Source organism: Paenibacillus sp. MAH-35 (assembly GCF_058135425.1).
In genome coordinates this window covers 19038-32154 of the sequence record NZ_JBYUPU010000025.1, presented here as the reverse complement: position 1 = coordinate 32154, position 13117 = coordinate 19038, and the positions used below count along the sequence as shown (strand labels likewise).

Sequence of the window (13117 nt, the reverse complement as noted above, 5' to 3'; positions counted from 1 at the left end):
CATCGTGTATGTTGGTAACAAAAACTGGTTACATACGGGCGGGATGGATATGCAGGACCAAGCAGGCAGAAAACATTTTCGCCAGCGGATGGACTTGATGGTCCGGACGATTCGCGAAGACATTTCAGCCGGGCGCTTACGGCACGGCGATTTCCTGCCTTCGGAAAAAGCTTACGCCAAGCAATACGCACTGAGCAACAAATCGGTTCGCCAAGGACTGGATGTGCTGGTAGCCGAACGGCTGCTTGAGAAAATACCGCGGGTCGGCAACCGGGTGATCGGCACCGCCGCCGCCGGACAAGCCGTACTCCGATTCGGGTATTATCCGTCGATGCTGGAACAGGCGGCGCTGGAATCGTTAATCGAGCAGTTCCATGCCAGACATCCGGATATTCGCGTTCAAATGATTCCGATGACGGCTCCCCAGACGTTCGGCGGTCTGCGAACCTACGTGGATACCGATGCGCTGGACCTGATCTCGATCAGTTCCTCGGCATTTGACGAATTTGTCACCAACGACGGGGCGGATTACTGGGAAACGGTCGATACGAATCCGCACATTTACCCTTTTTTAAATGAAACGTTACAGGCAGACGGACAACTCAAAGCTCAACCGTTCATTTTCTCTCCGCTTATGCTGATCTACAACAAAAGCCATCTCCGCAGCCTGGATCTGCTAGAGCCGGACAGCGGCTGGCGCTGGGGCGATCTGTTTGGGCATGCCTCCAAGCTGAATGTGGAGAAGGAGCGGATCGGGTTTTATTTTCATTTCCCGTCCTTTAACCGCTGGCCCGTCTTTTTGCTGCAAAGCGGCATGACCTTCGGCCGGGAGACGGACGGTACGATGAAGCTGCGCGGCACGCCTTTGGCGGACGGGCTGCGCACGTGCCAGGAGCTCATCACGACACAGAACCGGTTTCCGCTCATGCTGTCGGATAAGGAAGCGGATGCGGAAAAGCTGTTTTTCGACGGTAAAGTCTCGATGCTGATGACTTCCTACTTCAGCTTGAACATGCATCCTCATAATCCGAAAATCAAATACGACATCGCTCCCCTGCCTTACGTGAACGAAAGCAAGACGCTGCTGCTCGTGATCGGGCTTGCGATCAGCAGCCGGTCGCAGCATAAGGATAACGCGAAGCTGCTGCTTGATTTTCTGATTTCTTACCGTTCCCAACTGACAATCCGGCAGACAACGCTTAGCATACCGAGCTTGAAGCCGGCCGCCGAATGGACGGGGAAGGAGACGATGTACCGGCCGTCCCGATTTCATATGTACCGGGAGATTATCCCGACCTTCGCCCAGCAAAAAGATCTGCGTCTAAGCAAATCCGAGCTGGGACTTATCCAGCGGGAAGCCCGGTTGTACTGGTCGGGCCTTGAAGCGGAGGACGTCTTTCTGGACAGGCTGGAGAAGCTGCTGTCGCATCCCGGTCAGAACGCGGATGGATCGGCGTAATGTTACCGCCAGATATCCCCTCGTCTTGCAGGCAGAGAAAAAGCCGATTCTCAAAGAATCGGCTTCTTCCGGTCAGTCGGTGTTAGATCCAGGCGCGGCTAACGATTACCAAGAGGATAAACAGTACGAGAATAACTCCCGTCGTTGTGCCCAGACCACCGCAAGTTCCAGCGAAAGACATGTTCGGCAACCTCCCCCTTATCATGATGAAATATTGTATTGCGGCTATTCCCTACTTGCTTGGATAGAAGCCTATTTTGCGGATAAATCGTATATTTTTTTCGGTCCGGCCTACACGGAAGTCCCGAATTGGAAACGATTGTAACCTCTCTTTCTGATTGGAGACGGCCAGATTTGCAAAGCCTATACGTAGATTTTCCGCAAAGGACGGGCACCGACTATGCGCATTCAACGAGCTTTGCTAAGTATCAGCCTTCTTACCGCTTTGCTAACGCTGCCGCATCCCGCCGCTTCCGCCGAGGAGCAAGCTGCGCCCGCGGCCCGCATGGCGGCGATCGTCATCGACGATTTGGGCAACAATATGGCCGGAACCGAGGAGATCGTAGGTATGCCTTTTCCCATTACGGTAGCCGTCATGCCGTTTCTCCCCTCCTCCCATAAAGATGCGGAAGTTGCTCACCGCAACGGTCACGAGGTTATCGTCCATCTGCCGATGGAGCCGCTGAAAGGCAATAAGAGCTGGCTCGGCCCCGGAGCGATCACCTGCGACCTGAGCGACGACGATATCCGCAAGCGGGTCCATGCCGCAATCGACGACATCCCTCATGCTATCGGGATTAACAACCATATGGGCTCGAAGGCAACGGTAGACGAGCGCGTCATGCGCGTTGTGCTGGAAGTATGCCGGGAACGGGGACTCTTCTTTTTGGACAGCCATACGAACTACAGAAGCGTCGTGTCGAAGCTGGCCAAGCAGATCGGGGTACCCTGTATCGAAAACCATTTGTTTCTCGACGACGTCAAAAGCAAAATGCACGTCCTGAACCAGATTAAGCTGCTGCAAAAACATTTGCGCGAGCACGAGCCCTGCATCGCGATCGGGCATGTCGGAAGCGGGGGCAAAATTACGGCGGAACTTGTCCGGCAGCTTCCGGGCACGATGGAAGACGTCCAGTTTGTCGGCGTATCGAAGCTCGTCCGTTAAAAAGGCCGTCTGCCGCTGCGGCGTGCGTCATACGGAACGTCACGATGCGTCAGGCCGCATCGCTTGAACCAGTCTCCGGAACACCGGGCCGCTCTCCATCAGCTTGGCATAAGTCCCCTGCTCGGTTACGGTTCCATGCTCAACCACATAGATGAGATCGGCGCTCGCGATCGTACTCAGCCGGTGGGCGATGAAGATCGTCGTCCGCCCACTGCGGCGCTCTTCGATGCTTCGCAGAACGAGGCGTTCCGTCTCGCTGTCCAGCGCGGACGTCGATTCATCCATAATCAACAGCTCGGGATCGGCCAGCAGCGCTCTTGCGATGGCGATCCTTTGTTTTTGTCCTCCCGACAAAGCGGCTCCCCGTTCGCCGATCCAGGTGTCGTACCCGTCAGGCAGCGTCTCCGCCGTCTCGCTGAATTGGGCGGCCGCGCACGCTTCCCGGATGTCGTCGTCCGTCACATTTTGGCCGAATGCCAAGTTAAACCGTATCGTATCCGGATACATGTACGTCTCCTGGAACACAAGACTTACTTTACTCGCCCAATCGTCTCTCCGGACCGTTTCGAGCGGGATGCCATTAACCGTGATCGTGCCGCCCGCCGGCTCGATCAATCGGACCAGCAGCTGAGCAATGGTCGATTTGCCGCTTCCGCTTTCGCCTACGAACGCAATCTTTTTGCCGACCGGAATGTCCAGATTCAAGTTATGCAGTGCGGGAGTCAGAAGCTCGCCGTACGCAAACTGGACCGCGTCGAATCGGATGCTGCGAATCGGCTCCTCGAACCGTATCGTCCCTGCTCTGATCGACTCGGAACCGGCCCCTTCCCGGTAACGCTCTACGCTGGCGAAAGAACTGGAGATGCCGATCAGAAAATGGTAGCTGCCGCTAATCGAATCGATCAATTGAGCCGCAAATTGATACACGACAACGAAAGTACCAATTGTAACGGCTTGATTCAGCACCTGGTAGCCCAGAAAGGCAAGCACGATCAGATTAAAGCCCCACTTGATCGCTCCGGCGTACACGGCATGTTTGTTTGTGATAACGCCCTCTTCCTTGCTTTTGTACATATAACGTTGGTACCGGTTGTTCAGCTCCTTGTACTCCCGGTCCTGCCGGTGAAAGGCCAAAATCTCCCTCGTATGGGTAATCCCCTCTTCCAGACGGCCCATAATATCGGCACGGCGTTCGCTTTTGGCTTTGGATGCCATCTTAAGCTTTGCCGCGAACGATTTGCCTAGCAGGATGTATATCGGGCTTATGGCAAGCACGATAAGCAGCGCCGAGGGGCTCGCGAGCCCTACGATCGTCAGGAGCGCGACCGTTTTGACCAGCGTTTGGATTCCTTCGGGGAACCGCTGACCGAACGTGGCGGAGACGGTTTCCACATCTTGCGTCAACAGCTGCAGACGGTGCGTTTTTGGAACGGAGCGATAAGCAGCGATTGGCGTAACGTGCATCCGGTTCATAAAGTCCGCTATCAGCTTCTGCCGAACTTTCGCTTTCAGCCGGAGGAGCATCGTTTTGACGATCGTAAACAGCGCAGAGTCCAATAAAGCTGCAAGGATGTACAAGATCAGGATATAAGGAAGTCGGCCGTATTCCCCCGCCGTGAACACATCGTCGATAATCAGTTTCTGAATGCCGGTCCCGGCTAATCCGGCTGCCGGTCTGTATAGGCAAGCCCGAGCTCCCGAAGCTTACGGAAGACGTCCAGTTGAAGATCCCGGGCCGCTTGTTCCTGAATGACCCGCTGCCAATGGTTGCGGAGTACCGTCAATGCCAGCATCAGCATGATCAGCGCGCCGATTCCCGCGAGCAGCCAATAAAAAAGCGAGACGCTACGGCTCGGCAGCAGGTGGTCGATCACGATTTGAATTCCTTTCGGAATCGTCATCTCAATGAGAGATAAGAGCAGATTGCACACCAACAGCCCCGCGAAGAGAAGTCGATAGGGCGACAAATACGACAGACAATACCCATATGTACGCCGGGATCGCTCCCGGACCCTGTCCTCTCCTGCGAACCGGCTGCAAATGACCCGATAGTTCCAAGTGGCCACCCTCCTATTCAGTTTGGTCGATCAGCCCTGATTGCATGCGGCCTACAGCTTTTTCCAAAATCGGTTCGAAACATGGCAGGATTAGGACGAACGCAGTCGAATTAGGTAAGGATTCCCATGAAATGAGGGGCCTGAAGTGACGCCGATAAAAGAAACTTTGCTGCAGCTGTTTATCTCTTTAATGCCGTTCGTGATGTACAACATCTACTATCGGGACAACAAGCAAAACCATACCAAATCGTTCATTCTGATCACCGCCTCGTTAAGCCTGCTGCTCTCGATGACTTTCGCCGCCGGGGTGGAGAACGGCATTTTTTTCGATGCCCGGTATATTCTGATGTATTTCAGCATCATGTTCGGCGGAATTGCAGTCGGGTCGGTTGTCTTTGCCGAATTTATCATCTACCGGCTGCTGCTGGGTGGAGACGGCACCTTTGTCGCGATTCTCATCGTAGCCTTCACGTTTCCTCTCTCGGTGCTGTTTTACAAACTGTTCCAACAGGCGAAACGGTTGTCGCTGATCACGTTTTTCGCCGGGATCGTCATCTCTTCCGTACCGTTTCTCATCTCGTATCTGTACTTCGATCCCGGCTATTTCGTCAAACATCTCGGCTTCCACATCCTCGTTCTGCCTATCCAGAACTCCATCGGCATCTGGCTGCTTATCTCGCTGTTCAGCAAATCCGTATCGGACAAAAAAATATATGTCAGCTATCTGGAGAACGAGAAAGTGAATACGATCAGCCATGTAGCCGCCTCGCTCGCCCATGAGGTGCGCAACCCGCTTACCGTTGTGAAAGGATTTCTAACCTTAATCCGCGAGCGCCCGGCCCCCGACGAGAAAGTCGCCCACTATATCGACATCAGCATATCGGAGATTCAACGGACCGAATCGATCCTGTCGGAGTTTCTCTCGATCTCCAAGCCGCTTAGCGGCGGGCTGGAACGTACGAACCTGTCCGAGCTGCTGCACATCATGATGGAAGTGATGAGCTCTTACGCTAATATGAACAACGTGCGGCTGGAGGTGAGCCGGCCGGACCACCCGGTGTGGATCATGGCGAATCCGGACGAAATCAAGCAAACCTTGCTCAACTTCATCAAAAACGCGGTGGAGGCGTGTTCCGCCGTATCGAACGGAAAAGTCGCGCTCCGCCTGGACACGGTCATGCAGGACACGCTGCTGTTTATCGAAGACAACGGGATCGGCATGAAGCAGGAGCAGATCAACCGGCTCGGCTCGATCTATTTTACGACCAAATCCAGCGGCACGGGGCTCGGTCTGACGTTCTCCTATCAGGTAATCCGCACGCTGGGCGGGACGATATCCGTTCATAGCGAGCCCGGAGAAGGAACGCAGTTCACGATCACGCTGCCTTTGCTGTCCGAGTGAGGGGGATCGCCTGCTCCCCGCCGGCGGGCGAAATTTTATGATTCGGCGCAGTTGTATGGAAGCGCTTTACCGTTTGCGGAAGCGGTCGTTTCCGTACGTTATTAGGTTCAGCACGCCACCGCCGAAACCCTTCTTATTTTTCTATATTTTCCCTGATTTATACACGACCTGAGAGCCGCTCCTTTTTTTGCCCTAGCGAAAGTTTGTGTTGTCAGGGAAAGACTTGTGCCCTATACTAAAATCAAGACACATTAGTCAAACTTGCGGCATAGATTATTATAAAAGTTGCACTCGGCAAACAGTTTGTCACACAGGAAATACAGGATGGTGATGGCGATGTCTGCAAAAGACGTAGCATTATCCAAAGCTGCTGTCGGCAGTCAGATCGTGCTGAGCCGCATCGAGGTTCAAGGCGTCCTGCGCCGGCGGCTGCTCGATCTCGGATTCGTCCCGGGCAGCGTGGTGGAAGTCGTACAGCGCAGCCCGCTCGGCGATCCGACCGCATTTCGCGTCAACAACACGACGATAGCGCTGCGCAAGGAAGAAAGTTCACTTATATTCGGGGAGCCTTTGGGAGGCGATGGGACATGAGAACCTATACGTTAGCGCTCGCCGGCAATCCGAACACGGGAAAAAGCACGTTGTTTAATACATTAACCGGTCTTCGTCAGCATACCGGCAACTGGGCCGGGAAGACGGTCGTCCGCGCGGAAGGCGAATTTACGCACGGCGATGCCGCTTATAAAATTATCGACCTGCCGGGCACGTATTCCCTATACTCCAACTCGGCCGACGAAGAAGTCGCCCGGGATTATATCATTTTCGAGCAGCCGGACGTCACGATCGTCGTTATCGACGCCACCTCGCTGGAGCGCAACTTGAATTTGGCGCTGCAGGTGCTGGAGATGACGAACCGCGCCGTCGTATGCGTCAACCTGATGGATGAGGCGGCGAAGCTGGGAATCCGGATCGATCTGGCCAAGATCGGACAAAGGCTCGGGGTACCGGTCGTAGCGATCTCCGCCCGCAATAAGACAGGTATCGACGTGCTGCTGGAGCAGGTCGAGCGGGTCGCTACCGGCAAGCTTGTACCGCATCCAGTGATGATCCCGTACAACGAGCAGATCGAGCGTAAAATTGCGGAGCTGGAGCCTGTCATCCGGGAAACGTTAGGCACCCGCTACCCGACGCGCTGGATCGCCCTGAGACTGCTGGACGGAGACGAAAGCTTGCTGCAATCGTTAAAGGCGAGAATGGACGCTCCGCTCGGGTCATCTTCCGCCGTCAAGGAGGTCGTGCGTCATGAGCAACCTGTCTGCCACTAATTCCGACCGGCTCGACGCCCTTCTAGACATCGCACGGAAATCCGGCGACGGCGACTCCGTCCGGGACGGAATCGTCAGCGATATATACAGATTGAGCCGGGACATCTGCAAAGAAACGGTTCGATACGAGGATAAGAAAAAACTGGAAGGCGCTTATAAGCTCGACCGGATCGTCACCTCCAAGCTATGGGGCTACCCGATCATGTTCCTGATTCTGGGCGTCGTATTCTGGCTGACGATCGCGGGAGCGAACGTGCCCTCCGCACTAATCGCCGATTTCTTCGGCGTGATCGAGTCGTATTTGACCGCCGGATTTCAGGCGGTGAACGCGCCAGCCTGGCTGCACGGCATCCTGGTGCTCGGCTTCTTCCGGGGCACCTCGTGGGTCATTAGCGTGATGCTGCCTCCGATGGCGATTTTTTTCCCGACGTTTGCCCTGCTCGAGAATTTCGGTTACTTGCCGCGGGTCGCTTTTAACATGGACCGGTTGTTCAAAAAGTCGGGCGGACACGGCAAGCAGGCGCTGACGATGTCGATGGGCTTCGGCTGCAACGCCGCCGCGATCTTGTCGACGCGGATTATCGAGTCTCCGCGCGAGCGGATGCTCGCGATTCTGACCAACAACTTCGTTCCTTGCAACGGCCGCTGGCCGACGCTCATCCTACTCTCGTCGCTGTTCATGGCAGCCGGCGTGGCGGGCGGACTGCACACGGTAGCTACCGCCATGGTCGTGATGAGCATGGTGTTGTTCGGCATCGTTATTACGCTTACCGTATCGTGGGCGCTGTCCAAAACGATGCTTCGCGGCGTGCCGACTCACTATACGCTGGAGTTGCCACCGTACCGCAAGCCGCAGTTCGCCAAGACGATTCTGCTCGCTTCCCGCGACAAATCGTGGAGCGTTCTGAAGCGCGCCGTCATCGTAGCCGCTCCGGCCGGCGTAATTACGTGGATTCTCGGCAATATTATGGTCGGCGGCGAAAGCATACTCGCTCATATGGCCGCCTTCTTCGATCCGTTCGCCCATGCGATCGGTCTGGACGGCTATATTTTGATGGCGTTCATCCTCGGACTTCCGGCGAATGAAATCGTGCTGCCGATTTTGCTCATGGGCTACCTGTCCTCCGGAGCGATGGTTGATGCCGACGGTCTCGACGGAATCAAGGACATCTTCCTTAATCACGGCTGGACTTGGCTGACGGCGCTTAATATGATGCTGTTCTCCCTGCTCCATTACCCGTGCGGCACGACGCTGTTTAACATTTACAAGGAAACGAAAAGTGCGAAGTGGACGGTGCTGTCCGCCCTCATCCCGCTCTCGATTGCGATCCTCATCACTTTTATTATCGCTCAGACGGCCCGCGCGCTCGGCTGGGTCTAACCGTCAGCAAAGAGGCTGTCGATTCATTGTGTAGAAGTGTTAGCAGGCCGCTCCAAGTGAAAAGTTACCTTCTTCTGCTCAAACAGGTTGTCCGGAATCCCTTGATTTCATTAGGATTGTAAGGTAGGGGATTCCAGACAAACTCGCCAGAAGGTAATCTTTTCCCTTTCCACTTGGTTGTCCACATTGAATCGACAGCCTCAGCAAAAGCCCTCTATCGGCGTACGGCAGCACGAATGACTGCGTACGCTGGATAGAGGGCTTTTTGTATTGGAGTGGCTAATTGGGACGCTCCAGCGAGAACAGCTCGCCCAGCTTGCCGTAGTTCGAGCCGGCGAGCCGGCTTATCGGCTGCAGCTTGCGGGCGTCGATCCGTCCGTTCTCGTACAAAGCCTCGGCGATATGAAACCGGACGACACGGCCGATCAGCAGATCGCAAGCCGGCGCACCGGCGTCTCCTCCCAGCGGAATAGCTTGCTCCAGCACGCATTCCATCCGGATCTTCGCTTCCGCCAGCCCGGGAACCGCGATGACGGAGCTCGGGACAGCCGTGAATCCCGCCAGCTCCACTTCGCTTACGTCCGGAGGCAGACTGGCCGCCGTCTTATTCATCTTCTCCACGATCGCCTCGTCCGGGATATGGACGACGAATTGTCCGCGCTGGATCGCATGGGCAGCCGTATCCTTTTCGTCTCCTCCTTGCGTTGAACCGACACCGACAGAAGCGGCGGCCGGCTCGCCACAATCGAGAAGTAACTGAACGGCGCTGCATTCAGCACCCCTTCCGCCGACAACGTCGTGACGAGCGCTATCGGCCGGGGAATGACGCTGCCGATAAGGAGTCAATTTCATAACCATTATGAATTTGACTTATTAAGCAGCTTGTAATTGTCACGGTCGCTGTGTAAAGCCGGATCTATCGAGATCATCCCACCTGCTCCTATCTGCTGCCTGTTATTGTATAGCCATGCCCGATTGCCAGCGGGATTACTCGCCGGGCGTCCGGCTGCCGAACCGGCTGCGGAACCAGACGGCCGCGGCTTCCGCCTCCGAGGCGGTTAATTGATGGCCGTACGACTCCCAGTGAACGTCGACCTCCGCACCGGCTCCTCGCAGCAGGTTCCCGAGCTCCTCCGTCTCGCCCGGGGAGCAGATCGGATCGTTCGTTCCCGCCCCGATAAACACCGGCGTCCCGGTCAGATCCGGGAGCGTCACTCCCCGGCGCGGCACCATCGGATGGTGGAGAATCGCTCCGCGCAGTACGCGTTCGTGATGGAACAGCAGACTGCCTGCCAGATTCGCCCCGTTCGAGTAGCCGACGGCCACCAGATTCGAGCGGTCCAATTCGTACCGGACAGCCGCCTCGTCCAGAAACCGCCTCACTTCATCCGTGCGGAACAGCAAATCCTCTTCGTCGAAGACGCCTTCCGCAAGACGTCTGAAAAACCGCGGCATCCCATTTTCAAGTACGTTGCCTCGAAGTCCCAGATAGGATGAGTCCGGAGCGATCGCCCGGGCTAACGGCACAAGGTCCCGTTCGTTGCCTCCGGTGCCGTGAAGCAGAACAAGCGTCGGGGCCGCCGGATCGGCCCCTTTCTGAAAGAGATGGTTCATTTCAGCTTCGCCTCCCGTTCGCGGACTTTTATCGGCAGCAGGCTCGCTTCGATCTGCGCCCGCTGCGGTTCGTACCATTCGGGCAGCATCAGCTTCTCCCCTAAAGCGCCGGCGTTCTCGTCCACGGCGAACCCTGGAGGGTCCGTAGCGATCTCGAACAAGATGCCGCCCGCTTCCCGGAAATACACCGCATTGAAATATTGACGGTCTATAACCGGCGTCGGCTGGTAGCCGTGCTCCGTCACTTTCGTTCTCCACGCCTCGTGCTCGTCAAAATGTTTCGCCCGCCAGGCGATATGGTGAACCGTACCGGCTCCGCCGCTCCCCCAGTCCATATTGGCCAGCCGCACGTCAATAACGTTGCCGATCTCGCCATGTGCCCGAAACCGCACATATTCATCGGTGCTGTCCACCTTTTTCAGGCCGAGTATGCTTTCCAGCGCCTCGATCGTTTTTGCGGAATTGACGCTGTACAGAACCGCTCCGGCAAAACCTTTGATCGCCTTGTCCACCGGAATGCCTCCGAACGACCATGTGCTTGCAGGCCCTTCCTCCCGTTCCACCAGCTCCAGCCTCAGTCCTTCGTTATCGGAAAATTGCAGAACCTGTTCCGAGAAACGAACCGATTTCACGACCGGGACGCCGAAGCTGCCCAGCCGCTCCTCCCAAAAACCCAGCGATCCCGGAGGGACCGCGTACGAAGTAATCCCGGTCTGCCCTCCTCCGATCCTGCCTTTGCGCGAGCCGGGAAACGGAAAAAACGTAATGATCGTGCCCGGACTGCCCTGCTCGTTGCCGAAATACAGATGATACACTTCGGGAGCATCAAAGTTAATCGTCTTTTTAACCAGCCTAAGGCCTAACACGCCGGCGTAAAAATCTACATTTTCCTGCGGGCTTCTGGCAAATGCCGTAATGTGGTGAATGCCTGCCGTTTGCAAAGTCATCTTGAATCCCTCCTGCTTGATCGTAATCGCCTGGCCCGGAATGAAGCGAATATCCGCAGCTCCGGCTGCTGCGCTTTGTGAACATTCGTCTGCGACGGGGTTCCCTAAACTGCTGTCCCTCTCATATAAAGACAGGAATAACGGCGTTGCAATCTACGAACGTTACAGCAGCTAATGAGCCGTCCGGTACCTATGGAAAGCTGCCTCTTACTGGAGGCCGGACCGACATGGAATTCGAAAAACAGCGTTTCATTATTTTGCCCTCTCCCTTCTCCCGCATCCAACGTTTCACTTTATCTTAAATATCATTATCTTAATTTAAAGATATATGATTTTAAACTTCTTGTCAATATAGGTTTTGTGCCTGAACGCTATTTGCTTTTTGCTTTTTGCAGCCTTACAGATAAGTTTTACATGCGGACAGCCTCATTCCGTCCCGATCGATCTTATTATTGTCCCGATCCACCATGAAACCGGCAAGGCCGACGATTATGATGGAAGTATGAAAAGCTCCTAGACCCAGTCATCCGGAAAACGTTTCTCCAATCGGAAGGAGTGTGAGCATGAGCGAACCGGTACGTATAGGCGTGTTAGGCTTTGCCCACGGCCATGTATCGACTTACTGCAGCGAATGGAACAACTCCGAGCTTGGCATTCAGGTTGTAGCCGGATGGGACCACGGCCCGGCGAGACTGCGGAAAGCGTCGGAAACGTTCGGGCTGCAGCCTTATGAAGACGTTTCCGCCCTGCTCGATCGGGACGATATCGCCGCAGTCGTGATCGCCTCGGAGACGTCGAAGCATGCCGATCTGGCCGAACAAGCGGCGGCCGCCGGCAAAGCGATTATTTTACAAAAGCCGATGGCGCTTACGATCCGCGAGGCGGACCGGATCGTCGAGGCGGTCCGTAAGCACGGCGTACCGTTTACGATGGCATGGCAGATGAGAGCCGACCCGCAAAATAGGCAGATGAAGCAATGGATCGACAGCGGCGAGCTCGGGCAGCTGTTCATGATCCGCCGAAGACACGGGCTCGCGATGGCGCTTCAGGAAAGTTTCGCCGACTCCTGGCATGTCCAGCCCGAGTACAACCGCGACATTTGGGCCGATGACGCCGCTCATCCGATTGACCTGCTCTATTACTGGCTGGGTGTTCCGGAAAGCGTAACGGCCGAGATCGAGTCGCTGTACAACCCGCGCATTCCGATGAATAACGGGATCGCCATCTTCCGCTATCCGGGCGGACCGATCGCCGAGGTTAACTGCTCCTTCACCTGTACGGCGGCGGAAAATACGACGGAGATTATCGCCGAACGCGGAACGATCGTGCAAAATTACGGCGACGCCACCAGCTGCAACATCGCCCGGCCGGGAGACGGGCCCGGGTTGAAACGATTCGAAGCGGCGACCGGCGTCTGGACGGCCAGCGATATCGAAAGTCCGCCTAATCACGGCTATCGCATACGCGGCTTGGCGCGGCCGCTGGCCGAATTTGTGCGGGGAGAACGGCCGCCTTTGGCTACGGCGGAGGAAGGACGCACTTCGCTGCGCCTCGTGCTGGCCTGCTATGCTTCTTCGCTGCAAGGCCGGAGAGTGACGCTGGACGATCCGATGATCGAGCGTTTGTAAGCGATAACAGACTAGGAACCAATACGTAAAATCCATTATAGGACGAGAGGCAGGTGAAGCTTTCCGCCGCCTTGGTGCAATCCCGGTCATAGGTGTGAGTGAACGATGGTGTCGGCGGAGAGCCCAGCCTGATTCCGAT

At 55.8% G+C, this 13117-nt stretch carries 12 protein-coding genes and 1 pseudogene; 7 read left to right on the top strand and 6 right to left on the bottom strand.

The genetic code is table 11. From position 1 onward, the window contains the following. The first annotated feature begins 49 nt into the window (after positions 1 to 49). Positions 50 to 1459, top strand: a complete 1410-nt coding sequence (locus tag AC3Y2E_RS22770; protein ID WP_379214428.1) for an extracellular solute-binding protein — start codon at positions 50 to 52, stop codon at positions 1457 to 1459. An 82-nt stretch (positions 1460 to 1541) separates the two neighbouring features. On the opposite strand, the gene AC3Y2E_RS22765 is transcribed toward AC3Y2E_RS22770, so the two are convergent. After that, the gene (locus AC3Y2E_RS22765) at positions 1542 to 1640 is read right to left on the bottom strand and encodes a YjcZ family sporulation protein (protein ID WP_190931235.1); all 99 of its coding nucleotides are present in this window, start codon (positions 1638 to 1640) and stop codon (positions 1542 to 1544) included. A 219-nt stretch (positions 1641 to 1859) separates the two neighbouring features. Here AC3Y2E_RS22765 and AC3Y2E_RS22760 point away from each other — a divergent pair, with 219 nt between their 5' ends. After that, positions 1860 to 2624 (top strand): divergent polysaccharide deacetylase family protein, encoded by a 765-nt coding sequence (locus AC3Y2E_RS22760; protein WP_379214425.1) that lies wholly within the window; start codon positions 1860 to 1862, stop codon positions 2622 to 2624. A gap of 39 nt (positions 2625 to 2663) precedes the next feature. On the opposite strand, the gene AC3Y2E_RS22755 is transcribed toward AC3Y2E_RS22760, so the two are convergent. Further along, the gene (locus AC3Y2E_RS22755) at positions 2664 to 4256 is read right to left on the bottom strand and encodes an ABC transporter ATP-binding protein (RefSeq protein ID WP_379214523.1); all 1593 of its coding nucleotides are present in this window, start codon (positions 4254 to 4256) and stop codon (positions 2664 to 2666) included. A gap of 26 nt (positions 4257 to 4282) precedes the next feature. Further along, positions 4283 to 4690 (bottom strand): ABC transporter transmembrane domain-containing protein, encoded by a 408-nt coding sequence (locus AC3Y2E_RS22750; protein WP_379214423.1) that lies wholly within the window; start codon positions 4688 to 4690, stop codon positions 4283 to 4285. Positions 4691 to 4826: 136 nt separating this feature from the next. On the opposite strand from AC3Y2E_RS22750, the gene AC3Y2E_RS22745 reads away from it, so the two are divergent. The 4 genes from AC3Y2E_RS22745 (at position 4827) to AC3Y2E_RS22730 (ending at position 8789) form a co-directional block, all read left to right on the top strand. Next, positions 4827 to 6083, top strand: a complete 1257-nt coding sequence (locus AC3Y2E_RS22745) for an ATP-binding protein (RefSeq protein ID WP_379214421.1) — start codon at positions 4827 to 4829, stop codon at positions 6081 to 6083. A gap of 336 nt (positions 6084 to 6419) precedes the next feature. Then, positions 6420 to 6674 carry a FeoA family protein gene (locus AC3Y2E_RS22740; protein WP_379214419.1) on the top strand — a complete coding sequence of 85 codons (255 nt, stop codon included), beginning with the start codon at positions 6420 to 6422 and terminating at the stop codon, positions 6672 to 6674. Continuing rightward, positions 6671 to 7408 (top strand): FeoB small GTPase domain-containing protein, encoded by a 738-nt coding sequence (locus AC3Y2E_RS22735; RefSeq protein ID WP_332074631.1) that lies wholly within the window; start codon positions 6671 to 6673, stop codon positions 7406 to 7408. The genes AC3Y2E_RS22740 and AC3Y2E_RS22735 overlap by 4 nt, the downstream gene beginning before the upstream one ends. Further along, positions 7386 to 8789, top strand: a complete 1404-nt coding sequence (locus tag AC3Y2E_RS22730; RefSeq protein WP_379214416.1) for a nucleoside recognition domain-containing protein — start codon at positions 7386 to 7388, stop codon at positions 8787 to 8789. Before AC3Y2E_RS22735 ends, AC3Y2E_RS22730 begins: the two co-directional genes overlap by 23 nt. Positions 8790 to 9068: 279 nt before the next feature. Here the strand turns inward: AC3Y2E_RS22730 and AC3Y2E_RS22725 are convergent. From AC3Y2E_RS22725 to AC3Y2E_RS22715, 3 genes and pseudogenes are all read right to left on the bottom strand, one after another. Then, positions 9069 to 9625, bottom strand: a pseudogene (locus tag AC3Y2E_RS22725) (flavin reductase family protein). A 151-nt stretch (positions 9626 to 9776) separates the two neighbouring features. Beyond that, positions 9777 to 10403: an alpha/beta hydrolase gene (locus AC3Y2E_RS22720; RefSeq protein ID WP_379214414.1), complete on the bottom strand. Its 627-nt coding sequence runs from the start codon at positions 10401 to 10403 to the stop codon at positions 9777 to 9779. Next, complete coding sequence (locus AC3Y2E_RS22715) at positions 10400 to 11350, bottom strand: ring-cleaving dioxygenase (protein ID WP_379214412.1); 951 nt, start codon at positions 11348 to 11350, stop codon at positions 10400 to 10402. The genes AC3Y2E_RS22720 and AC3Y2E_RS22715 overlap by 4 nt, the downstream gene beginning before the upstream one ends. A gap of 563 nt (positions 11351 to 11913) precedes the next feature. On the opposite strand from AC3Y2E_RS22715, the gene AC3Y2E_RS22710 reads away from it, so the two are divergent. Then, entirely contained in the window at positions 11914 to 12978 is a 1065-nt protein-coding gene (locus AC3Y2E_RS22710) for a Gfo/Idh/MocA family protein (protein WP_379214410.1), read from the top strand. Positions 12979 to 13117 lie beyond the last annotated feature (139 nt).

Excerpts from the sequence above, each read along its gene's own strand:
- AC3Y2E_RS22730 (WP_379214416.1), top strand. The coding sequence starts at position 7,386 with ATGAGCAACCTGTCTGCCACTAATTCCGACCGGCTCGACGCCCTTCTA.
- AC3Y2E_RS22765 (WP_190931235.1), bottom strand. The coding sequence starts at position 1,640 with ATGTCTTTCGCTGGAACTTGCGGTGGTCTGGGCACAACGACGGGAGTT.
- AC3Y2E_RS22715 (WP_379214412.1), bottom strand. The coding sequence starts at position 11,350 with ATGACTTTGCAAACGGCAGGCATTCACCACATTACGGCATTTGCCAGA.
- AC3Y2E_RS22735 (WP_332074631.1), top strand. The coding sequence starts at position 6,671 with ATGAGAACCTATACGTTAGCGCTCGCCGGCAATCCGAACACGGGAAAA.
- AC3Y2E_RS22740 (WP_379214419.1), top strand. The coding sequence starts at position 6,420 with ATGTCTGCAAAAGACGTAGCATTATCCAAAGCTGCTGTCGGCAGTCAG.
- AC3Y2E_RS22720 (WP_379214414.1), bottom strand. The coding sequence starts at position 10,403 with ATGAACCATCTCTTTCAGAAAGGGGCCGATCCGGCGGCCCCGACGCTT.
- AC3Y2E_RS22710 (WP_379214410.1), top strand. The coding sequence starts at position 11,914 with ATGAGCGAACCGGTACGTATAGGCGTGTTAGGCTTTGCCCACGGCCAT.
- AC3Y2E_RS22770 (WP_379214428.1), top strand. The coding sequence starts at position 50 with ATGCAGGACCAAGCAGGCAGAAAACATTTTCGCCAGCGGATGGACTTG.
- AC3Y2E_RS22760 (WP_379214425.1), top strand. The coding sequence starts at position 1,860 with ATGCGCATTCAACGAGCTTTGCTAAGTATCAGCCTTCTTACCGCTTTG.